Annotated in this window: 19 protein-coding genes; 8 read left to right on the top strand and 11 right to left on the bottom strand. The window is 70.7% G+C overall.

Annotation, left to right across the window (positions count from 1 at the left end; all coding sequences use genetic code 11):
- Nucleotides 1–84: 84 nt before the first annotated feature.
- From OG579_RS10885 to OG579_RS10895, 3 genes are read right to left on the bottom strand one after another with little or no spacing between them, the layout of a single operon-like run.
- Nucleotides 85–447, bottom strand: coding sequence for a DUF6802 family protein (locus tag OG579_RS10885; RefSeq protein ID WP_408068664.1), 363 nt, complete (start codon nt 445–447; stop codon nt 85–87).
- Nucleotides 444–1,730 (bottom strand): hypothetical protein, encoded by a 1,287-nt coding sequence (locus OG579_RS10890; protein ID WP_328855949.1) that lies wholly within the window; start codon nt 1,728–1,730, stop codon nt 444–446. The genes OG579_RS10885 and OG579_RS10890 overlap by 4 nt, the downstream gene beginning before the upstream one ends.
- Nucleotides 1,727–2,635 (bottom strand): hypothetical protein, encoded by a 909-nt coding sequence (locus OG579_RS10895; protein ID WP_328855950.1) that lies wholly within the window; start codon nt 2,633–2,635, stop codon nt 1,727–1,729. The genes OG579_RS10890 and OG579_RS10895 overlap by 4 nt, the downstream gene beginning before the upstream one ends.
- Nucleotides 2,636–2,684: 49 nt before the next feature.
- Here OG579_RS10895 and trmB point away from each other — a divergent pair, with 49 nt between their 5' ends.
- From trmB to OG579_RS10910, 3 genes are all read left to right on the top strand, one after another.
- A complete protein-coding gene (trmB, locus tag OG579_RS10900; RefSeq protein WP_052688647.1) occupies nt 2,685–3,467 on the top strand; it encodes a tRNA (guanosine(46)-N7)-methyltransferase TrmB in 783 nt (260 codons plus the stop codon).
- The gene (locus OG579_RS10905) at nt 3,467–4,171 is read left to right on the top strand and encodes an NYN domain-containing protein (protein ID WP_328855951.1); all 705 of its coding nucleotides are present in this window, start codon (nt 3,467–3,469) and stop codon (nt 4,169–4,171) included. The genes trmB and OG579_RS10905 overlap by 1 nt, the downstream gene beginning before the upstream one ends.
- A gap of 130 nt (nt 4,172–4,301) precedes the next feature.
- The gene (locus OG579_RS10910; protein ID WP_328855952.1) at nt 4,302–7,301 is read left to right on the top strand and encodes an MMPL family transporter; all 3,000 of its coding nucleotides are present in this window, start codon (nt 4,302–4,304) and stop codon (nt 7,299–7,301) included.
- On the opposite strand, the gene OG579_RS10915 is transcribed toward OG579_RS10910, so the two are convergent.
- The 5 genes from OG579_RS10915 to OG579_RS10935 all read right to left on the bottom strand — a co-directional run bounded on the left by OG579_RS10915 (nt 7,289) and on the right by OG579_RS10935 (nt 12,681).
- Nucleotides 7,289–9,199, bottom strand: a complete 1,911-nt coding sequence (locus OG579_RS10915; protein ID WP_328855953.1) for a DUF2339 domain-containing protein — start codon at nt 9,197–9,199, stop codon at nt 7,289–7,291. The two genes, OG579_RS10910 and OG579_RS10915, sit on opposite strands and share 13 nt — an antisense overlap.
- Nucleotides 9,200–9,283: 84 nt before the next feature.
- Entirely contained in the window at nt 9,284–9,580 is a 297-nt protein-coding gene (locus OG579_RS10920) for a DUF503 domain-containing protein (RefSeq protein WP_045821240.1), read from the bottom strand.
- Nucleotides 9,581–9,596: 16 nt separating this feature from the next.
- A complete protein-coding gene (locus OG579_RS10925; protein WP_328855954.1) occupies nt 9,597–10,259 on the bottom strand; it encodes a response regulator transcription factor in 663 nt (220 codons plus the stop codon).
- On the bottom strand, nt 10,256–11,410 hold the full coding sequence (gene macS, locus OG579_RS10930; protein WP_328855955.1) for a MacS family sensor histidine kinase: 1,155 nt from the start codon (nt 11,408–11,410) through the stop codon (nt 10,256–10,258). The genes OG579_RS10925 and macS overlap by 4 nt, the downstream gene beginning before the upstream one ends.
- A complete protein-coding gene (locus tag OG579_RS10935; RefSeq protein WP_328855956.1) occupies nt 11,410–12,681 on the bottom strand; it encodes an AI-2E family transporter in 1,272 nt (423 codons plus the stop codon). The genes macS and OG579_RS10935 overlap by 1 nt, the downstream gene beginning before the upstream one ends.
- 82 nt (nt 12,682–12,763) lie before the next feature.
- On the opposite strand from OG579_RS10935, the gene OG579_RS10940 reads away from it, so the two are divergent.
- From OG579_RS10940 to OG579_RS10950, 3 genes are read left to right on the top strand one after another with little or no spacing between them, the layout of a single operon-like run.
- Nucleotides 12,764–13,903, top strand: a complete 1,140-nt coding sequence (locus OG579_RS10940; protein ID WP_328855957.1) for a lysylphosphatidylglycerol synthase transmembrane domain-containing protein — start codon at nt 12,764–12,766, stop codon at nt 13,901–13,903.
- The gene (locus OG579_RS10945) at nt 13,900–14,319 is read left to right on the top strand and encodes a DUF3054 domain-containing protein (protein WP_045821236.1); all 420 of its coding nucleotides are present in this window, start codon (nt 13,900–13,902) and stop codon (nt 14,317–14,319) included. Before OG579_RS10940 ends, OG579_RS10945 begins: the two co-directional genes overlap by 4 nt.
- 42 nt (nt 14,320–14,361) lie before the next feature.
- Nucleotides 14,362–15,930, top strand: coding sequence for an ATP-binding cassette domain-containing protein (locus tag OG579_RS10950; RefSeq protein WP_045821235.1), 1,569 nt, complete (start codon nt 14,362–14,364; stop codon nt 15,928–15,930).
- Nucleotides 15,931–15,934: 4 nt separating this feature from the next.
- Here OG579_RS10950 and OG579_RS10955 read toward each other — a convergent pair whose 3' ends face one another.
- Nucleotides 15,935–17,155, bottom strand: coding sequence for an alpha/beta hydrolase fold domain-containing protein (locus tag OG579_RS10955; RefSeq protein ID WP_052688632.1), 1,221 nt, complete (start codon nt 17,153–17,155; stop codon nt 15,935–15,937).
- Between the two features lie 64 nt (nt 17,156–17,219).
- On the bottom strand, nt 17,220–18,866 hold the full coding sequence (locus OG579_RS10960) for an NTF2-like N-terminal transpeptidase domain-containing protein (protein ID WP_328855958.1): 1,647 nt from the start codon (nt 18,864–18,866) through the stop codon (nt 17,220–17,222).
- 127 nt (nt 18,867–18,993) lie between these two features.
- Here OG579_RS10960 and OG579_RS10965 point away from each other — a divergent pair, with 127 nt between their 5' ends.
- Nucleotides 18,994–20,982 carry a M13 family metallopeptidase gene (locus tag OG579_RS10965; RefSeq protein ID WP_328855959.1) on the top strand — a complete coding sequence of 663 codons (1,989 nt, stop codon included), beginning with the start codon at nt 18,994–18,996 and terminating at the stop codon, nt 20,980–20,982.
- Nucleotides 20,983–21,289: 307 nt separating this feature from the next.
- Nucleotides 21,290–21,976 (top strand): GAF and ANTAR domain-containing protein, encoded by a 687-nt coding sequence (locus OG579_RS10970; RefSeq protein ID WP_328859221.1) that lies wholly within the window; start codon nt 21,290–21,292, stop codon nt 21,974–21,976.
- A gap of 3 nt (nt 21,977–21,979) precedes the next feature.
- Here OG579_RS10970 and OG579_RS10975 read toward each other — a convergent pair whose 3' ends face one another.
- A complete protein-coding gene (locus OG579_RS10975; RefSeq protein ID WP_328855960.1) occupies nt 21,980–23,041 on the bottom strand; it encodes a GNAT family N-acetyltransferase in 1,062 nt (353 codons plus the stop codon).
- Nucleotide 23,042 lies beyond the last annotated feature (1 nt).

Raw genomic sequence — 23,042 nt, forward strand, 5'->3', positions numbered from 1 at the left:
GTCGCCGGTGACGGACATGGTGTCCGCCCAGGTTACTGGTTCAGGCGGGCCGTTCGCCAAACGGGTGAGCGATCGCACGCTCGGTCATCGCAGGCGCCCGATGTCGGTGCGCACCCACTCGCCGGTGGCCGTGTCGAGTCGGCGCGATTCGTAGCCCCCGTCCGCATCGACCTCCGTGATCGCGTCGATCTGACCGTCGTGATCGCTGTCGGTGTAGACGGTCATACCGTCGGGTCCGATCCGCGTGAGCGAGTCGGCGACGCCGTCGGCGTCGGTGTCGGTCTCGGCGGGCCCGAGGTCCCAGATCCGGTCGCCGTCGGCCATCCACAGGTTGTCGTGGGGGTCGTGGGCGGGGTGTGTCGCCATCGCCGGGTGCACCAGGTGGTCGTCGGGATCGCCGCCCCCGGTCTCGTCATCCTGATCGAACGCGTCACCGATCTCGATCATCTCTGTTTCCCTTCGCCGATGGCCTGTCCGTGTTCGGACGTCGCGACGGCCCGTTCGGTTCCACCCGCCCTCGAACCGCGGATCTGGGCGTCGACGGCGGCGACCTCCTCGGCGACGAGGCGCGCGCGACGGTCGTGGTGGCGCGCGATCTGTCCGGCGACGACGGGGTCGGCAGCGGTGATCCGGTCGAGGAGGTCGTGTTCGATCGTCGCCCGCGCCTCGCCGAGCGCCTCGGTGGTCCAGGTGCGGACCGCGGTGCGCAGCGCCGCGACCCGGCGCAGCCGCACCACCCCGATCGCCATCACCACACCGATGACCAGGGCCACCGGCATGGTGATCCACTGCAGGGTGTGGACCTGCGCGAGCGGTGTCACCACCAGACGTCCCAGTGCGGCCCCACCCGATGCCCCGAACAGCACCAGCAACGCGTCCTCCGCGCCGCGGCGACGCTCCGTCTGGGGTCGCAGTCGCACCGGTGGACGCTGCGGGGCGGGTGCGGCGGGTGCGACCGGCTCGATGCCCAGCAGCGCGACCGCCCGGATCTGGTCGAGTTCGGTGCGCACCCGCGCGTCGAGCCGGTCACGCAGGTGGGTCATGGCCGCGGCCACCCACTCGGCGTGCGCGGCGACGTCGTCGTCGCGCAACCCGGCGACGGTGTCGCGGGAGGTGGCGCCGATGTCGCGGACACCGGCGTTCAGATCGGCCACGGCGCGGGCACGGATGCTCGCGAGACCCGATCGCAGCGCGGCCAGCCGATCGGACCGGCCCCGATCGCGTCCGCGCACCAGGCGCGCGCGGGTCGCGGCGAGCTCGGTCGCCGACCGGCGGGCCACACCGGTGTCGTCGGCGGTGTCGTGCGACGTGACCGGCGGCGACTGTCGGATCCAGCCCAGGAGTTCGTCGACACCGGATTCGTCGACCGCACCGGCGACGGCGGCCGCACCCGACACCGCGAACACCGGCCACCGCCCGGTCGGGTCGAGCACCGCGCGGCTGGCCCGGGCGTTGGTGGGCCAGTCCCAGAACGCGTCGACCTTCGTGCACACGACGGCGACGGTGGAGGCGACCGCGCGCAGCCGGGAGAACAGGTTCACCTCCTCGTCGCCGACCACCGACGACGGGTCGATCACGAGCAACCCCACGCGGACGCGAACAGGCGGGGCGAGGTCCGCGGGTGCCACGCGCACCACCGGCAGGCCCGGATCGACGACCCCGAGGGCCTCGATCAGCGTCGTCACCCCGCTGCGGCCGACCCCGACGACCACGACCGTGTCCGGGTTCACGTCCCCGACCCCGCGAGGGTCCTCGGCCGAGGCCGACCGACAACGCCGGACTGCAACCGGCCGAGGGCCGCCTCGATCTCGTCGCGGGCGATCCCGGCGGCGGCGAGACGGTCGAGGCGGTCGACGACCACGTCGCGGCGACGGACACCGACCGCGGGCAGCGTCGCGGCGACCGCGAGTCGCAGCTGCGACACCCCGCTGTCGGCCCGCAGCGCCGCGCTGAGCTGTCGCCGGTCGAGTCGACGGCCCTCGAGGCGCGCGTCGTCGACGAGGTCGAGGGCGGTGAGGATGCCGAACTGGTCGAGCCGACGCAGCAGGCCGGTGCGCAGGGCCTGCTCCTCGCGACCACCCACGATGAAGTGCGCCGCCATCGACGGCATCGGTTCGTCGGTCGCCACCATCGTCTCCAGCAGCGCGAACTCCTCGTCGGTGAGGTCGGCGCACCCCAGCAGCGGCATCACCGGGTGCACCGGCCGGCGCAGCAGCGCCGCGATCTCGTCGGCGGTCGACCGCGCGACGTCCCACGAGCCGAGGGTGTCGGCCTTGCCCAGCACCACGAGGGTCCTCTCGGCGGGCAGCCGTCGCAGGGCGGCGTGGTCGGCGGCACGCGGCCACCCCACCAGCACGTAGATCCAGAGGTCGGCATCGGCGTCGGCATCGTCGTCACCGGGACCGATCGGCGCGACGTCGAGGTGGTCGCGGACGGCGCGGGCGAGGGTGTCGCGGCCGGTCCCGGGCCGACCGTGGACGGCGACCCGCAGTCGGTCGTGCACCTCGCGTCGGGCGTGCACGATCTCGGGACGGTCGTCGAAGCGGTCGCCGAGCGCGTCGAGCAGGGCGGCGGCGTCGGCCAGCGGGCCGTCGGAGAACAGTGCCCCGGACACCGCCACACCCGACACGTCCATCGACCCCTCACCCTCTCCCACTGCTGCCCGACTGTCCCCCGGCCCCTCGATGCGCCACCATGGCAGGGTGGACCCCGACCAGCACGCCCCCGATTCCCATGCCACGGGCACCGACACCGTGCCCGACCCGATCGATCATGTGGAACGCGCGCGGCTCTATCCCCGGGTGACCAGTTTCCGATCGCGACGCGGCGCTCTCACGCCCGCCCAGCAGCACAACTGGGAGACAGTGTGGCCGATCATCGGTCGCGATGCGACGGATTCCCCCCTCGACGTGCACGCATGGTTCGGCCGCACCGCACCGGTGATCATGGAGATCGGTTGCGGCACCGGCACATCGACCGCGGCGATGGCGCAGGTCGAGCCGCAGTTCGACGTGCTCGCGGTCGAGGTCTACAAGCCCGGACTCGCCCAGCTCATCGGCATGATCGTGCGCGAGGACATCGACAACATCCGCATCGTCCGCGGTGACGCGGTGGCGGTGCTGCGCGACATGATCGCCCCGGCGTCGCTGTTCGGCATGCGCGTGTTCTTCCCCGACCCGTGGCCCAAGGCCCGCCATCACAAACGACGGCTGCTGCAGACCGGCACGCTCGCGCTGATCGCGCAGGCGGTCGTCGACGACGCCGTCGTGCACATCGCCACCGACCACGCCGAGTACGCGGAGTACATCGCCGAGCAGCTGGCCGAGCAGGATCTGCTGGTGCCGTTCGACGGCGAGGCACCGTTCTCCCTCGACCGCCCGACCACCAAGTTCGAGGGTCGGGCCGATCGCGAGGGACGCCCGGTCACCGAGTTCGTGCTGCGCCGCATCCCCCGGGACGCAGCCTGATGTCGGGCCAGAACGGTGGTTCGGCCACCGAGGCGCCCGGCGTCGCGCGCACCATCTCCGGCGGCAGCCCGGCACCACGGTCGCTGCTGATCTGGGACGCGCCGAACCTCGACATGGGGCTCGGGGCGATCCTGGGTGGGCGTCCGACCACCTCGCACCGCCCCCGGTTCGACGCCCTGGGCCGCTGGCTGCTCACGCGCACCGCCGACCTGTCGGCCGCGGCGGACGACGGCTCCCGCGACATCGAGCCCGAGGCGACCGTCTTCACCAACATCGTCCCCGGTAGCGCCGACGTGGTGCGGCCGTGGGTCGAGGCGTTGCGCAACGTCGGTTTCGCCGTGTTCGCGAAGCCGAAGGTCACCGAGGACAGTGACGTCGACTCGGACATGCTCGACCACATCGAGTTGCGCAGGCACACTGTGGGGTTAGCGGGACTGATCGTGGCCTCGGCCGACGGTCAGGCCTTCCGGGAACCGCTGGAGGAGATCGCCGCCGAGGGTGTGCCGGTCGCCGTCCTCGGTTTCCGGGAACACGCCAGTTGGGCGGTGACGTCGGAGGTCATCGAGTTCGTCGACCTGGAGGACATCGCGGGCGTGTTCCGCGAGCCCCTCCCGCGGATCAACCTCGATTCGCTGCCCGATGACGGCGCCTGGCTGGCGCCGTTCCGCCCGCTGTCAGCGTTGCTCAGCGGGCGTTCGCACTGAGTGACCACACGGCGGAGATCCCGTCGGGAACGATGACCTGAGACAATCGTGGCGAGTTCGCCCCTGTCGCCCGCCTCGCGGCGGCGCGTGCGGGGAGCACGTGTTCGCCCGACTGGAGAGGATGTAACCGGTGTTCGGAGCCATAGGCACATTCGTGTACCGGATGCGCTTCGCCGTCATCGCGGTGCTGATCGTCCTGATGGGAGGCCTCGGCCTCTACGGGCTCACCCTCGGCAAGCACCTCAGCCAGAGCGGGTTCTTCGACGACGGGTCGCAGTCGGTCGCGGGCTCGCAGCTCGCCGACAACACCTTCGGACGCGACCACAAGTCCGACATCGTGTTGTTGATCACGCCGCCGGCCGGCACCACCGTCGACAACCCCGAGTTCGGCACCAAGGTCGAGAAGTTCGTCACCGACCTCATCGCGGCGCATCCGAACATTGTCAACCGTGACGATCCCGGGCTCATCGACCCCTTCCTCTCCGCGACCGGGGGTGCGTCGAGAGCCGCGCAGGAACAGATCCGGGCGCAGACCTTCGACGCCTCGAAACAGCACGCGTTCATCAGCATCGGCGTCAAGGGCGACAACGACACGACGATCCTGAACAACTACAAGACGATCCAGCCGTTCTTCGACAACATCGCGCAGCGCTACGACCTGCCGGGCACGACGTTCCAGCTCGCCGGGTTGCAGCCCATCGCGGGCGGGATCTCCGACGGTGTCGCGAAGGACACCACACGAGCCGAACTCGTCGCGCTGCCGCTGGTGGCGATCATGTTGTTCTTCATCTTCGGCGGTGTGGTCGCCGCGGTGTTGCCGGTCATCATCGGCGGTCTCACCATCGCCGGCGCCACCGGCATCCTCAACGCCCTCGCCCAGGCCACCGAGGTCAACTACTTCGCCCAGCCGGTGATCTCGCTGATCGGCCTGGGTATCGCCATCGACTACGGGTTGTTCATCGTCAGCCGGTTCCGAGAGGAGCTCGCCGAGGGCTATCCACCTCCGTTGGCGGTGAAACGCACGGTCATGACCGCGGGCCAGACCGTGGTGTTCTCGGCCACCATCATCGTCGCGGCGCTGGCCTGTCTCCTGCTGTTCCCGCAGGGCTTCCTCAAGTCGGTGGCCTACGGCGCGATCTGCGCGGTGAGCCTCGCGGCACTGCTGTCGATCACCGTGCTGCCGGCGATCCTCGGCATCCTCGGCCCGCGCATCGACATGCTCGGGTTCAAATTCCTGCGCAAGACCAAGACGAAGAAGGAGATCGAGGCCGGGTTCTGGGGCCGGCTGTCGGGCTGGGTGATGCGCCACCCGCTCAAGACCGCGATCCCGACCGTGCTCCTCCTGCTGGTCCTCATCGTCCCGTTCAGCAACATCTCCTTCGGCGGCATCACCGAGAAGTACCTGCCGCCGGGCAACGACTTCCGTGTCGCCCAGCAGGACTTCGACCGGATCTTCCCGACGCAGCGGACCGAGGAGATCAAACTCGTCATCCGCTACGACGAGAACAGCAGCGACGACGGCGCGAAACTGCAGCAGATCGCCGACGAGGCCAACAAGATCCCCGGCTTCACCAAGAAGTTCAGCCTCGACAGCGGCCAGGGCGCGCTCACCGGGAGCATCGAGGGCACCAGCACCGGTGTGGTGCAGATGTCGGCGGGGCTCGTCGACCGCGACACCGCGGGCGACGCGGTGAAGGCGCTGCGGGCGATCAACACCCAGGGCCTCACCATGTACGTCGCGGGCACCCCGGCGCTCACCCAGGACTCCATCGACGCCCTGCTCGACAACCTGCCGTTGATGGTGGTGCTGCTGATCTCGGTGACGTTCCTGTTGATGTTCCTGCAGTTCGGGTCGGTGGTGCTGCCGATCAAGGCCGCGCTGATGTCGGCTCTCGGACTCGGCTCGACGCTGGGCGTGCTCACGTGGATCTTCATCGACGGCCACGGATCGGGGCTGTTCAACTTCACCCCCGGCCCGCTGATGTCGCCGGTGCTGGTGTTGATCATCGCGATCATCTACGGCCTGTCGACCGACTACGAGGTGTTCCTGCTCTCGCGCATGGTGGAGGCGCGACAACAGGGCGCCACCACCACCGAGGCGATCCGCAGCGGTACCGCGCACACCGGTCGGATCATCACCGCCGCCGCGGCCATCCTCGTGGTGGTCGTCGGTGCGTTCGGCTTCTCCGAGATCGTGATGATGAAGTACATCGCGTTCGGCATCATCGCCGCGCTCCTGCTCGACGCGACCGTCATCCGCATGCTGCTGGTCCCCGCGGTGATGAAGCTGCTCGGCGACGACTGCTGGTGGGCGCCGAAGTGGATGCAGACCGTGCAGCGCAAGATCGGCCTCGGCGAGACGATCCTCGACGACGAGCCCGGTCGCGCCGCGATCCCCGGCACCCAGCGTGACGCCGGCACCGTGGTGTCGCAGGTGCCGACGACCGCGTTGGTCGCCCAGGGGCGTCCGGCGCCGCAGCGCGGTCCGGCGCGGCCCGCGGGTCCGCCCGCCGGGGCCCGACCCGCTCGACCTGCCGCACCTCCCGGACAGGGCCGTCCCCCGGTCCGCCGTGCCGAGGCCCCCGGTCCCCGACCGGCACCCGATGTCGTGCGGCGTCCACCGCCGCCGCCGGACAGCGGACCCATCGCACCCCGCCGACCGAGCCGCGAGCCGATCCCGTCCGGGTCGCGTCCCTCCGGTGCGCAACCGTCGGAGCCGAGTGGACGTCCGTTCCCGCCACGGCCGTCGGGCTCACGTCCCGACACCGGCGGGTGGAGCCTCGGTGACAGCGGCATCCGCCTCGGCGGTGCCATCAGCGCCCGTCCGCCGAGCCACGACAACAACGGCACGGTGAGCGGCAACGGCAACGGTGCCGCCGGGAACGGCAACGGGCGTCCGAGCTCGCCGCCGGTGTCACGGCCGATCCCCGTGCCGAACGCCGACGGGTCACGCCCCACGCAGGCACCGCGCCCCACCCGCGCACCGCGGCCCGAACCGGCCGACCCCGAGGTGGGGTCGGGTGGTTCCGATTCGGGCGGGCGGCGCCACGAGCGGGGCGACGGCCAGCAGATCTCGGTGCAGGATCTCCTGCGGCGGACGACGTCGCGGCGTCCCGATCAGGACTCCTGACCGGTCCGGGCGTACCGGGCCCCGAGGGCCAGCAGGACCAGACCGACCGCGATGAAGGCACCGACCCGGAAGCCGCCGTCGAGGGTGGCGAGGTCGAACACGATCAGCTTCGCGACCGCCGCGGCGGCCAGGGTGAGTGCGCCGGCGATGGGCGCGATGCGCGCCGGACCGGCCGGGACCCGGCCCGCGAGCACCAGTGCCGCACCGGCCGCGCACACCCACACGATGGTCGCGGCCATGTGGCCGGCGAGGAAGCCGGTCCCGGTGCCGCCGATCGCGACGCCCGCGGTCACCGCGGTGGCCGTGATCCCGTAGAGGGCGACCACGCCGCCGAGGATCCACGGCCACACCGCCTCCGCCAGACGTGACGCGACCACCCCGGCCGTCGTCATCGCCGCCGCGGCGAGCAGCAGCCCCCCGACGATCGACGACGTCGCGGTCGCCGTGTCGGTGACGGTCGGGTCCACCAGTGACTCCAGTCGCGTCGTCGACAGGTAGCCCAGCGCGCCGACCCCGGTGAGGGTGAGGCCGATCCCCCGACCCAGCGCGTCGTCTCGGCCGACGACGGTGACCATCACGGCCAACCCGATGAGCACCGGCACCGCGACCGGGCCGCCGAACGCCGTGGGCACCGCGATGAGCGCCGCGACCGCGGCGAGCACGCCCCCCGTGATGCGCAGTGGCTCGGTCAGGTGCGAGCGGCCGAGGGTGACCGCCGCGGTCAGCACCACGGCCATCACCGCCGTCGCGCCCGCCGCGAGCGGACGATCGACCGCCGTGCCGCACACGAGGACCGGGACGGCACCGAGCGCCGCGACGACGGCGTGGGCGGTGTCGCCGCGGGTGAGCAGGCCGCCGCCGAGCGCGATCGCCGCGGCCACCAGGCATGCGACGGCCAGCGCCCACTGGTCGAGAGCGCTTGCTTCCGAACGGTTCTGGGCCATCGTCACGATCGTCGGGACCAACCACAGCGCGGCCGCGGCGACGCGGGCGTACTGCAGATTCGCCCATGGCACCGCTGCATCGGTCCCGACACCGAACGGCAGGGTGATCGCGGCGAGCACCAGCATGAAACCGATCAGCGGCAACCCGATGCCCCCGGCGACGAACGGCGCCGCACCGATCAGCGGCACCACCACGAGCAGGGCGAGGTGTTCCGAACCCCAGCGCCGCGCCAGCGACAGACCACCGAGGGCCACGACGCCGGCGAGGACGAGTCCCGCAGCCGCGGGCAGCCAGTGATAGATCCGCGTGGTCGCCACGATGTCGAGGTAGGCGGTACCGATACCGGTCGCCACCAGCGCGATCGGACCGACCCGGGAACCCCGACGGCGGTCCCGGGCACCGATCGCCACGAGCGCGGCGGCCAGCAGACCGCCGGCACCGACGCGGACCTCGGGGCGCAGGATGCCGGCCTGTGCGGCGAGGACCAGCAGCAGCACGACCCCCACGAGGGTCACGCCCACCCCGGCGACGGCGAGGATCGTGCCCACGAGTCGGCCGTCGGTGGCCGAGGCGGCCCGACGCAGCAGCGACGGTCGGGGCGGCGGAGGCGGCGACGGCTGTCCGGCCCACTGCGGCGGGGCGGTGCCCCGCGGCGGGACGAACGGAGGGGCGAGGCGGGGCGGATGGAGGACGGGCGGGTACGCCACGGGCGGGGGCTGCCATGCCGCCTGCGGGGGCGCGGGTGGCGTCGGGGGTGCGGGCCTCGGTGGTGCGGGTTCTGGTGATGGGGGCGTCGGGGCCGGCTCGGGACGCACGGCGGTCATGGTGGTCCGCAGATCGGTGAGATCGGTGGACATCTGCGCCATCTGGCGCGACAGGGACGCGAAATCCGACGACACCCGGGACAACACGGTCCAGTCGGGGCGCGGAGGACGAGCTTCGTTGTCGGTCATGGACTCATGCTCGCCGGGCGCGCCATCGTCGAGATGAGTACGACTACTCAGCCCACCTGGGGGCTTACCCGTCGGGGCGCGGGATCAGATCTCGTCGGCGCGGATGATCCGGCGCCGCACCGAGACCAGGTGCACCTCGGGCCGACTCGCGCCGTGGCGTTCGAGACGGTCGACCACATCGGTGACGTGCGTGCGGTCGGCCGCGACGATCGACGCACCGATCCCGGCCCGGCGATGCAGGTCGAGGTGGTCGACCTCGGCGACCGACACCCCGAATTTGCGGTGCATCTCGGTGACCATCGGCCGCACCAGCGACCGCTTCTGCTTCAGCGAGTGCACGTCTCCCAGCAGGAAGTCGAACTCGATCCATCCGATCCACATGTGCGGTCGATGGTACTCATCCGTCGAGGCCGTGCTCGATCGCGTAGCGCGTCAGCTCGACGCGGTTGCCCAGCTGCAGTTTTCGCAGGGTCGACTGCACGTGGTTCTCCACGGTGCGATGACTCAGTCCGAGCTTGGCGGCGATCTGCCGCGCGGACAGACCCTTCGCCACGAGCCGCAGCACCTCGGTCTCACGCTCGGTGATCGGGGGCGTCGGGTTGTCGGTGTCGGCGTCGCCGCCACCGGCGATGCGGCGGAACTCGCCGAGCACCAGCCCAGCGAGACCCGGTGTGAACACCGCCTGGCCCGCCGCGGTCGCGGTCACCGCGTCCCGCAGCTCGCTGCGCGAGGCGCTCTTCACGAGATAGCCACTGGCCCCGGCCTTCACGGCCGCGAGCACGTCATCGCGTTCCGATGACGCCGACAACACCAGTACGCGCGTCGTCGCCGACACCGACATCACCCCGACGGTCGCGTCGACGCCCGTGCCGTCGGGCAGCTGCATGTCCATGAGCACGACGTCGGGTGTCACCGCACCGGCACGCGCCACCGCGGCACGGACACTGTCGGCAGTGGCGACCACGTCGAAACCGTCCTCGGCGAGGTCGCGGGCCACCCCGTCCCGCCAGATCGGGTGGTCGTCGACGACCATCACGCGTACCGCTGTGGTGTCGGTCATCGGTCCCTCGTCCCGTCGTGTGCCGGTCGCGGCACGGTCAGTTCCCATTCGGTGCCGGCACCCGGTGCGGAGTCGAGTACCGCGCGGCCACCGAGGGATTCGACGCGACCCACGATCGACTGCGCGATCCCGAGACGACCCGATGCCGCGGCCGCGGCGACCCGACCGGGGGCGATCCCGACACCGTCGTCGCGCACGCTCACCACCACCGACTCCCCGAGGTCCTCGAGCAGCACGAACACCCGGGCGCCCGGACCGGCGTGGCGGGCGGCGTTGTCGAGAGCGTTGTCGACCGCCGCCGACAGTTCGGCGGCGACGACGGAATCGAGCGTGACGGGCTGGCCCGGGGTGCTGACCGTGACGCGGTCGGACTCACGTGTCCGCAGCATCGTCGCGACGTCGCTGGTCGTACCGGTGCTGTCGGGGACCCCCGGCGCGCTGAGCAACGACCGCAGCACCCGCTCCTGATCGGCGGCGAGGTACGCGAGATCCTCGGTGGGCCCGCCGATCTCACGACCACGGCGAGCGATGAGCGCGAGCACCTGCAGCACACCGTCGTGGACGTGACGCGAGAGCCGCTCGCGCTCGTCGGTGGCCGCGGCCAGGCGCGTCGCCTCGGCGAGGCGCGCCGACGCCCGGCGCGCCGTCACCGCGCCCATGCCGATGATGACGCCGACGGCCAGCAGGATCACCACCGCCGCGTTGCGGCCCAGGTCGATGTTGACGAACCCCTTCACCACCGTGCTCGACACGATCACCGCGGCCGCCGCGACGCCGCCGAACACCGGGCCGGTGAGGATCGCGACGGAGATGACGGCATTGGTGGCCCACAGCGTGGTGGGCAGCGACTGGTTGTCGGCCCGCCACTGCTCACTCGCGATCAGCAGTGTCGAGAGCATCAGGGCGCACGTGAGCACCAGCTCGGCGATCACCCATCCGACGTCGCGGCCGTTGTCCAGCAGGTAGACCGCCGCGAAGACCCCTGAGCTGACGGCGACGACGGCGAACACCGCGGCCCCGAATGCGGGATGGGCCAGGTCGCCGTTGACCGCGATCTGGAACCCGAGCGCGTAGACCACCGTCAGCAGCCGGTACGCCTGCGCCGCGCGCCACAGCGGCGCGACCGCGTCGTCGGGGCCGCGACGGTTCATCAGCTCGTCGAACCCGGCGGTGGGTCGTCGGCGGTGTCGGAGCTGTCGGCGGTGTCGGAGCTGTCGGGGGGTGTCCCGGCATCCGAGTCCCGCTTGGCGAGGTCGACCGGATCGCTCAACGGGGCGGGCCCGTCACGACCCGGGGCGTCGGGGTCGTCCCACATCGGCGGGTCCGGACGCGCGGCGTACATGCCGACGCGCGTCTCCGACTCGTGCTCGTCGGCATGGGTCTGGTCGTACATCGAGCGCACCGCGGTGTTGAGGAACGCGATGATCGGTACGGCCAGCAGTCCGCCGATGATGCCCGCCGAGACGATGCCCGCCGCGATCCCCAGCACCACGGCCACCGGGTGCAGGCGCACCGAGCGCCCCAGCAGGAACGGCTGCAGCACGTGGCTCTCGATCTGCATCACCGCGACCACCACGGCGAGCGCGATCACCGCTGCGATCCAGCCCTTCGTCACCAGCGCCACGAGCACCGCGAGCGACCCGGTGACCAACGCACCGACGATCGGGATGAACGCACCGATGAACACCAGCGACGCCAGCGGCAGGGCGAGCGGCACCTGCAGGATCGCCAGTCCGACACCGATGCCGACGGCGTCGACCATCGCGACCGCGACCGTGGCACGGACGTAGCCGACGAGGGTGCCGAAACCGGCCCGACCGGCCTGGAGCACCTTCGACCGGCTGCCCCGGGGGATGAGGCGGGTGACGAACTCCCACACCTGGCCGCCGCCGAACAGGAAGAAGATCATGAGGAACAGCAGCAGCAGGGCGCCGGTGGCGAGCTGGGTGACGGTGGTCGCGGTCGCGATCGCGCCGGTGGTGATCTTGTCCTGGTTGCGCTGCAGCATGGAGACGAAATCGTCACCGACGTGGTCGAGTTGGGCCTGCCGGAGCCCGAACGGCCCGTCGACGAGCCACTGCTTGAGGGTGTCGATGGTGCTGGTGACCTGGGTGGTGAGGTCGGGCAGTCCGTCGATGAACTGCTGCACCACGAAGGTCAGGATCCCGGCGAGCACGCCGATCGCGACGATCATCGTCAGCGCCACCGCGACGCCGCGGTGCATGCCCTTGCGGTCGAGCCAGTCAACTACCGGGACGAGGAACGCCGTGCCCAGGATCGCCAACGCGACCGGCACCACGACCTCTTCGAACTCGTGGGCCACCCGCAGCACGAGGTAGGCCCCGACACCGATGACGATGAGCCGCCACGCCCATTGCGCCGCGGCCCGGACCAGCGGGTGTACCGCCGTCGCATCGTTCACCTCGCAACACTATCTGAGGTGTCGACTCCCGCTCCCACCTCGAAAGGGGGCTTCGAGGGGGTTGTCGATAAGGTAGGGCCCCATGACGGCTCAGTCCGGCGACGCCGCCGACGACGCGAGCGCCCCCGTGGCGCGCACGCGGCGTCGGTTCTGGTGGGTCCGCTGGGTCGCGCTGGCCCTCGTGGTCGTCGTCCTGACGGTGGAGGCCGTCCTGGTCTGGCCCAAGCTGAAAGAGGCGTGGGCGAGCATGGGCAGCATCCACTGGGGATGGGTCGCCGCGTGCATCGTCGCCTCGGGTCTCTCGATGGACAGCTTCGCCCAGGTCCAGCGCGCGCTGCTGCGCTCGGCGGGCGTCGCGGTGTCCCAGATGAAGTCGCTGTCGGTGGTGCTCGCCGCGAACTCCGTCAGCCAGACGATGCCCGGAGGCAACGTCCTCGCCCCGGCCTTCACCTACCGCGAGACCCGCAAGTGGGGCGCCACCCCGGTGGTCGCGTCATGGCAGGTCGTGATGTCGGGTCTGCTGATGGGCGTCGGGCTCGCGGTCCTCGGCCTCGGCGGCGCCCTGCTGGCCGGCGCCAAGACGAGCCCGTTCTCGGTGATCTTCTCCATCGCCGGTTTCCTGGCGTTCGTGATCGCCGCCCAGTACGTCGCCGGGCACCCCGAGTCGATCAAGAACATCGGCACCCGGTTCCTGCACGCCGTGAACCACCTCCGCAACAAGCCCGACGAGCACGGCGTCGAGCGCTGGCACCAGATCGTCGACCAGCTGCGCGCGGTGCAGCTCAACGGCAAGGACACCGCCATCGCCTTCGGGTGGTCGCTGTTCAACTGGGTCGCCGACGTCGCGTGCCTGGCCTTCGCCTGTTACGCGGTCGGCGGTGAGCCCAGCATCTCCGGACTCGCCGTCGCCTACGCCGCGGGCAAGGCCGTGGGTACCGCGTTCCCGCTGCTACCCGGTGGCCTCGGCGTCGTCGACGCCGTCCTCGTCCCGGCGCTCACCTCGGCGGGCATGGGTGCGGGCGAGGCCGTCACCGCGGTGCTCATCTACCGACTCATCAGCTACCTGTTGGTGTCGCTGGTGGGCTGGGTGGTCATCGTGTTCCGCTTCCGGTCGTCGATCGGCGCCACCGAGCACGAGCTCGAGGCACACGAACAGGGCGGTGACAGAGACCCGTCTCCCGATGGGGACACCCCACCGTCTGCAGCTGGAGGCAATCCGTGACATCACCGACCCGTACGCGCCCGATCGCGCTGGCCGCGGTGTGCGACGTCGTCGCGATTCTCGTGTTCGTGATCATCGGCCGGTTCAACCACGACGACGGGCTCACGATCCCGGGGATCTTCTCCACCTTCTGGCCGTTCGCGATCGGCGGCGCCGTCGGCTGGTCGATCGCCTATGTCATCGCCCACGTCCGCTCCGGTGAGATCGGCGACCACGATTTCCGTCCCGAGAACCTCGTCCCCGACGGCATCCTCACCTGGATCGGGGCGGTCGCGATCGGGATGATCCTGCGGGATCAGTTCGGACAGGGTGTCGCGGTCAGCTTCGTGATCGTCGCGACGATCGTCCTCGGGGTGTTCCTCCTCGGATGGCGCGCCGCCCGCGGCCGCCTCGCCCGCAGGGCCGCCCGCCCGTAATTCGCTGGCCGCGGGGCCCACGGCCACCTAGGGTCGATCCCCATGAGTTCGCGATCGGTCACCGTCTCGGCGCTGAGTCACCGATTCCCGGACGGCACAACGATCTTCGAGAACGTCTCGGTGTCGCTGGCCGGCCACCACGTCGGCATCGTCGGCGCGAACGGCGGCGGCAAGACCACCCTGATCCGTCTCATCACCGGCGACCTCACACCCACCTCCGGATCCGTCGACCGACCGGCGGACCTCGCCGTGGTGCCGCAGGATCTCACCGCGGCGACCGGCCGACGGATCGACGAGCTCATCGGACTCGCCGACCTGCGGGGTGCACTGGCGCGCGTCGAATCCGGCGCCTCCGACGCGGGCGATCTCGATGCGCTGGAGGGGAACTGGGATGTTGAGGAACGCGCCGTCGCCCTGTTCGGTCGGCTCGGCATGGCCCACCTAGTGACGCAGCCACAGGATCTCGACCGGGTCGTCGGCGAGCTGTCCGGGGGTGAGGCGACGCTGATCGCGATCATCGGTGCGCTGCTGCGTCGACCCGATCTGCTGGTCCTCGACGAACCGACGAACAACCTCGACCACCATGCCCGCGGCCTGCTGGTGGAGGAGATCGGCCGCTTCGGAGGTCAGGTCCTCACCGTCAGCCACGACCGCACCCTCCTCGAACACGTCGACACCATCGCCGAGGTGCGCGACGGCGCCGTCCGCACCATGGCCGGCGACTTCGACCACCACCTCGCGGTCGTCGCCGCCGAACAGCAACGGGCACAGGAGGTCCTGGCCACCGCTCGAGGACACGAGGCCCGACAGAAACGCGAGCTCGTCGAGTCCCAGACCGTCATCGCCCACCGACAGCGGTACGGGAAGAAGATGTCCGCGCAGAAGCGCGAGCCGAAGATCGTGATGAACCAGCGCAAGCGGTTCGCGCAGGAGTCGGCCGGCAAACTCGTCGGCGGACACGAACGCCGGCTCGCCGAGGCCGCGGCCCTCGCCGACGACGCCGCCGACGCGATCCGCGACGACCGCGAGGTCCGCGTCGACCTGCCCGGCACCGAGGTCCACCCCGGCCAGATCGTGCTGGCCCCGACCGTCGTCACGCTCCCGGGCGGTGCCGTCGAGGTGACCGTCACCGGGCCCGAACGGATCCATCTGCGCGGCCGCAACGGCAGCGGCAAGACGACCCTGTTGCGGGCGCTCCTCGCGGCGCCGCCCGCGGTGCCCACCGGATACCTGGCCCAGGTGCACCCCGACCCCGGTCCCACGGTGTCACCCTACGAGCTGGTGTCGCGCACCTCCCCCGGCCTCGGGATGCAGGAACGCCGGGCGGGCCTGGCGCGCATGCTGTTCCGCGGCGACGACGCCGACCGCGCATGGGAGTCGCTCTCGGGTGGCGAGCGGGTGCGCGCGGCGCTGGCCGCGGTCCTGTTCGCACGACCGGCCCCGCAGCTGCTGATCCTCGACGAGCCGACCAACAACATCGACATCGTCACCCGCGATCATCTCGCGCAGGCCCTCGCCGATTTCCGTGGCGCGCTGGTTGTCGTCGGTCACGACGACCACTTCGTCGACGAACTGGGCATCACCCGCGTCATCGACCTCGACGCCCTCTGACCGATCAGGATGTCCGGGGCACGTACCGGTCGAGCCATTTGACGATGGCGTCGCGCATGGTCTTGGCGCCGGCCGTGCCGGGTGAGGACGTGTCACCGATACCGTGGCCGAGGGCGGGTAGTTCGACGTAGCGGTTGGGCACCCCGGCCGCGGACAGCTTTCCCGCGAAGCGTTTCACCGACTTCGCGAGCACCAGATGGTCGGCGCCGCCCTGGACGATGAGGGTCGGCGGCGACTGCGCGGTGATGTGGTTGGCCGCGTCGACGTAGCGGTAGCGCTCCGGGAAGTCCTCGGGCGAGCCACCGACGAACTGCATGCCGACGGTCTTGCCGATGGCCGAGTCGGCGTACGCCTGGGTCAGGTCGACCGCGGGGTAGCCACCCACCACCGCAACCACTTTCGGGATCTCGGCGGCGGTACCGCAGGTGGGGGTGAGTGACTTCGTCACCGACATGTAGGCGGCGTTGATCGCGAGGTTGCCGCCCGACGACTCCCCGAACATCACGACGCGACTCGTGTCGAAGCCGTTGGGCTGTGCGTTGCGGGTGAGCCAGGTGAGCGCGCATCCCACGTCGCCGACCTGGGTGTCCCAGTTGTGCACGGTCGCCGACGCCAGCCGGAACTCGACGTCGAGCACCGCATAGCCGTGGTCGGCGAGGAATCGGTTGTACGGGTTGGGCCCCGGCGCTCCGGCCACGAACGCGCCGCCGTGGACGAAGACGACCACCGGGTGCGGCCCGGCGCCGTCGGGGCGGTAGAGATCGGCGTGCAGCGTGGTGGCGCCGACGGTCCCGGTGACGACACGCTGATCGGGCCCGCGCCCGAGGTCACCACCGGGGGTCGGTGGGGTGAAGAACGCGAAACCCGCTCCGGCGCTCGCGACCCCGACGCTCACCACGATCATCGTGATCACCGACGCCACCGCACCGAAGCCGGCGAGCCCGGCGACGATCGTGCGCCGACGGCTGAGGCCCTCGGGGCGCCAGCGTCGCGGTCGCACCGTGCGGAAGATGAGCGCGAGCGCGATCAGTGCGATCACCAGGTTGTAGATGCCGAGGGTGTCGCGCAGGGTGTCGATGGCGATGAACACGGTCTGGAAGAAGCCCGCCGCCAGGATCCACGACATCCACGGCACCGGCGTCAGGGCCAGCAGTTGCCCGACCACGGTGTAGAGCATGAGCAGCACACCGAAAAAGGCCGCGAGGAACCGCGAGAACTTGCGCATGCCGCCATGATGTCAGCGATCGGGTGGTCTCACCGACCCGGCTCGATCAACGACTCGGGTCACATCAGCGACTGCGGAAGTACTTCTGGGCCACCTGCAGGGCCGCCGAGCCGGATCGCTCGCCGGCACAGTGCACGACGATGACCTGCTTCCCGACGATCCCTACGAACCACCCCGGTCCCTGCGGGCCGTTGGTGCCCACCAGGGCGCGCAGTCCGGGTGCCCCGGTCAGGTCGCTGGCGTCGCCGGTCTTCGCGGTGGCGCGCATGGCGGCGTTCACGGCCGCCGAGACGCCGGCGTCGACCGGTCCGAGGTCGCCGCCGCGCACCGTGGTTGGCACGCCGGAGACGAAGGTCGGCGCGACGGAGCTCATCCGCGCCATCGCGACACCGAAGGCCCCCATCGACACCGGCGAGACCTGCAGGGAGTCCGGGTCGAACGCCGCGGCCGAGACCCGCGAGGAGTTCGCCGACGGCATCGACACACCGGGGATCGCGTAGGTGACACCGAGTCCGAGCGCGTGCAGCAGTCTCTGTGCCTTCTCGTCGTCGCCCTTCGACGCGGCCGCGATCGCCGTGGTCACCGGGGTCAGCGTGCTGCCCGGCGTGGTCGTCGCGGTCAGCACCGACCCACCGGTGCTCGCCTGCGCGGCGTCGGCGGCGTCGTTGCTCGCCGCGGCGAGGATCGCCCCGGACTGCGCGTCGAGGACGAGCATCGTGGCCGGCTGTGCGACGTCGACGACCGATTCGTTGACCGTGAGCTGGACGCCGGGGGCGAACGTGGTGGAGAAGCTGGGGGCCGCGGGGCCCTGGGCACCGGCCAGGCGGGTCACCGCGCCGTTGCGGTCGGCGAGTTCGACCGCCCAGCCCGAGGTGGCGTCGCGGATCGCCTGCCAGTAGTTCGTGATCCCGTCGGTCAGGGGCGAGCTCACCCGACGGTCGGTGACGAGTAGCGCACCCGAACGGTTCACCGAGACACCGGGCACGGCGGCCGGGTTGCCGGCGAGCACCGTCATGTCGGAGTCGCGCAGCGACACGACCTGCACCGGCTTCCCACCGGCGTCGGCGAGCCTGCGGTCGATGACGGGTCCGGTGACCAGCGGCGCGATCGGCGCGATCACCGCGGCGAGACGCCGCACCGTGTTCGGCAGGTTCGGCGTGGTGGCGGGGTCGATGACGATGTCGTTGGTGGGCTGCAGCGTCATCCACGGTGCGCGTGCGGCATCGAGGACCGCCGGCGCCGGGCGCGCGTCGGTGCGGATCGAGCGCAGCACACCGCCGGCCTGCAGTCCCGACGCGAGGACGGTCGGTTCCCACTGCACCCGCCAACCGGCGGTCAGCTTCCGGGCGGTGCCGGTGGTCTCGGTGGTGAACTCACGGTCACGCCCGAGGTGCCAGGTGGTGGTGAGGCCATAGCTCGCGGTGTGGTCGGAGTACTCGACGGGGTCGGTCACCGACACCGACACCGACTCGGCGTGCATGCCGGCCAGGGTGTCGCCGATCTGTGTGGCGGCCTGGCCCGGTGCGGAGGTCAGGGCCGCGGCCCGCGCGGCGTCCTGCGCCGAGATCGCCGAGGCGAACACGTCGAGCATGCGCTGCGAGTCGGTCTTCGGCTCGTCGCTGAACACACCGCAGGACGACAACACCAACACACCGCTGACGACCGTCGCGGCGATGACGCGCACGCGGGTCGAGATGACAACTTTCACCACGTCAGTTCACTCCTGTCACATAACTAATGACACCGTTGACGTTCGCGTTTCGCTTACGGTCCCGTCACGATCGAGTAACCGGTTCGCCGGCCCGGGACGCGGCGGCGATGTCAGGCAGGATGGAACGGTGACCTCCACAACCGCTTCCGCATCCGCACGCTCCGGTATCGACCTCGACTGGGTGGACGAGTCGATTCGCGCGCAGGACGACCTGTTCGAGCACGTCAACGGCGTCTGGCTCACCGAGCACGAGATCCCCGAGGACCGCCCCATGGACGGGTCGTTCTACACGCTGCGCGATCGGGCCGAGGAGAACGTCCGCGACATCGTCGTCGAGTGCGCCGAGACCTCCGACGCACCGACCGGGTCGGACACACAGCTGATCGGTGCGCTGTACCGCAGTTTCATGGACACCGACCGCATCGAGTCGCTCGGTCTCGACCCGATCCGCGCACAGCTCGACCGTGTCGCCGCGATCGGTTCCACCGAGGAGCTCGCCGAGGTCATGGGTGAGCTGCAGCGCGCGGGATCCGGCGGCGCCCTGGGTTTCTACGTCGACACCGATTCCAAGCAGTCCGACCGCTACCTCGTGCACGTGTCGCAGTCGGGTATCGGCCTGCCCGACGAGTCGTACTACACCGAGGACAAGCACCGCGAGACCCGGGAGTCCTACCGCACGCACGTCGGCGCGATGCTGGCGCTGGCCGGCATCGACGACGCCGAGACGAAGGCCGCGACGATCCTCGATCTCGAGACCGCGATCGCGGGCTTCCACTGGGACGTGGTCCGGCGCCGCGACGCCGACCTCACCTACAACCTGCGCTCCTTCGCCGAGATCGCCTCGGCGGCAGGCGCCTTCGACATCGCCGCGTGGACGCGTGGCCTGGGTGTCGAACAAGCCGCGCTGGACGAGGTCGTGGTGCGACAGCCGTCGTTCGTCGACGGACTCGGCGGCCTCGTCGCCGACCGCCCGCTCACCGACTGGATCACGTGGCTGCAGTGGGAGGTCGTGCACTCCGCGGCGCCCTATCTGCCCGCGGCGTTCGTCGAGGAGAACTTCGACTTCTACGGCCGCACCCTGTCGGGCACGCCGGTCAACCGCGACCGCTGGAAGCGCGGTGTCGGTCTCGTCGAGGCGGCCATCGGTTTCGCGGTCGGCAAGATCTACGTCGAGCGCCACTTCCCCCCGGCGGCGAAGGCACGCATGGACGAGCTGATCGCGAACCTGGTGGAGGCCTACCGCGGCAACATCAGTGATCTCGACTGGATGAGTCCCCAGACGCGGGAGAAGGCGCTCGCCAAGCTCGACCGGTTCACCCCGAAGATCGGCTACCCCGCGCAGTGGCGTGACTACTCCGGTCTCGAGATGGTGGCCGACGACCTCGTCGGCAACGTCGCGCGGGCGTCCGCCTTCGAGCAGGACCGGGAGCTGGCGAAGATCGGCGGACCGGTCGACCGCGACGAGTGGTTCATGACGCCGCAGACGGTCAACGCCTACTACAACCCCGGCATGAACGAGATCGTGTTCCCCGCGGCGATCCTGCAGCCGCCGTTCTTCGACCCCGACGCCGACGACGCCGCGAACTACGGCGGCATCGGCGCGGTCATCGGACACGAGATCGGCCACGGCTTCGACGATCAGGGCGCCAAGTACGACGGCGACGGCAACCTCGTCGACTGGTGGACCGACGCCGACCGCTCCGAGTTCGGCAAGCGTACGAAGGTCCTGATCAAGCAGTACGACAAGTTCACCCCTCGCGGGCTCGAGGAGTCCCACAAGGTCAACGGCGCGTTCACCATCGGCGAGAACATCGGCGACCTGGGCGGCCTGTCGATCGCCCTGGTCGCCTATCGGCTGGCCACCGAGGGCACCGAGCCACCGCGGATCGACGGGCTCACCGGTCTGCAGCGCGTGTTCTTCGGTTGGGCGCAGGTGTGGCGGAGCAAGCTGCGGGAGGCCGCGGCCATCACACGTCTCGCGGTCGACCCGCACTCACCGCCGGAGTTCCGCTGTAACGGCGTCGTCCGCAACGTCGACGCCTTCTACGAGGCATTCGACGTACGCCCCGGCGATCGTCTCTACCTCGATCCGGCGGAGCGCGTCCGGATCTGGTGAGGCCGGAAGATCGAGAGCCGTGCGAACGATGATCTCGTCGAACCAGTTCGGTGGCTGTGGCGCAGCGCAGCGTGCGGGCTGGCTATGATTTCCCGACCGACATCTAGAGCAAGGTGGCCGTCTCGCTGGGGCGTGGCCACGCTCCCGCTGACGGCCCCGTGGGAGAAAAAGCACACACGAGATGGATCACTTGAGCGAAGAAGTACGGGAGAAGCTTCGAGGGGGGAGTCACATGCAGTCGCTGGCTGACATGAACGGCGAGACCAACGACAACGGAGTCCTCTCGCGACCGGCCCCGACCACGAGCATGTCCCCGGTCGCCGCCCTCCCCGCGCAGATGGCCGACGTGGCGCGCCGACTGCGGTCGGAGAGCAAGGACACCGAGACGATCCTGCGCGCCATCAGCGCATCGGCCGTCGAGTCGATCCCCGGGGCCGAGTACGCCAGCATCACGCTCGTCACCGGCAAGGCCGCTGTGGAGAGCCCGGTGCTGATCGGCGATCTCGCCCGCGAGTCCGATCGGTTGCAGGCCGAACTCCGCGAGGGCCCCTGCATCCGTTCGGCGTTGCACTCCGACACCGTGTGGATCCGCGACATGACCGACGAGCCCCGGTGGCCGGCGTTCAGCGCCGCGGCGGCCGAGCTCGGTATCCGTTCGATGCTCTGCTTCACCCTCTACGTCGAGGGCGACAACTTCGGGGCCCTCAACCTGCACAGCACCCGGGTCGACGCATTCGACGACGACTCCCGCTCGATCGGGGCGCTGTTTGCCGCGCACGCCGCGATCGCGTTCTCCTCGGTGCGCGAGAAGGAACAGATCCGCGCCGCGCTCACCAACCGCGACATCATCGGTCAGGCCAAGGGCATGTTGATGGAGCGCTACACGCTGAACTCCGACGAGGCGTTCCGACTGCTGGCACGGCTGTCGCAGGATTCGAACACCAAGCTCGCCGACGTGGCGTTGCAGGTGGTCGACGCAGGCCCCGGCGAGTAGCACTCAGGAAGAGCGGTTCGCCAGCCGACCGACACCGGCTCGGACACCGGCTCGCGCGGTCGCGGCCGCCACCATGATCGGCGGGAGCGCCCGCGCGCCGACGACGGTGTCGGGCACCGCCCACACGTCGACGGCGTCGATCGCGTGGTTCGACCACGCCTCTTTCACCGGGGTCGACCCGCGGCCGTGATGGATGCGGTCGATGCCGAGGTCGCGATGGTGGTCGACGATCCACACCATCAACTGGTGGCCGGGCTGCAGTCGCGCGTGGTCGGGATCGAAGTGTGTCAGGTACCGGGCCCAGGTGGTGCCGCACCGGACGGCGATGTCGTGACCGACCCACACCCCGCCCACGGTGATCCCGAGGATGCGCAGGCGACCGGCGGTGGCCTCGGCGTCGAGAACGGTGCGCACCAGCGTGCCGCGGTCTCCGGCGAGCCAGGCGTCCCAGTCGGGTCGCGAGTCGGCGCGGAGTCCCGCGACCCGCCGCATGTCCTCCCATCGCCGGTCCAGATCGTCGGCGGTGCGCAGCAGTTCGAAGGCCACTTCGCGCCCATCGGCGGCGAGCTTCCTCCGGGCCGACCGCAGCTGACCCAGCGTGCGTCCGCTGCGCACGTCGCGGGCGGTGGCGTCGGGGCGCAGGCTCAGCGTCGGGATCTCCGAGACGACCCGGGTGTGGACGTGCCAGTGCCGGTCGCGGGCCAACGCGTCGAGCAGTGGGCTGTCGGCGGGGAACTGCTCGAGGCGCAGGACATGTCGCCTCCGCGCGAGGTGGCCGGCGAGGGCGTCGGCGGCGCGATCGTCGACCGCGATGACATCACCGCCCTGACCGAGGCCGTTGCCGATCGATTGGGCGAGGGTCACCGAGCCGAGCGTCCGGGCCGCGAACGCGGCGATCGCCACGAGGTCGTCACCGCGGTGGATCGCGACGGTGTGCGGAGTGGTGCGGTGCAGGGTGGCGGCGGCCGCGGCGTAGGCCGGGCCGTCGGTGAACCGTGCACCGACGTTGCGCGCCAGATCGCCCCACTGTTCGACGAGATCGCTCCCGCAGGTGCCCCCGCTCACG

The organism is Williamsia herbipolensis, assembly GCF_036153515.1.
Lineage (GTDB): Bacteria > Actinomycetota > Actinomycetes > Mycobacteriales > Mycobacteriaceae > Williamsia_A > Williamsia_A herbipolensis.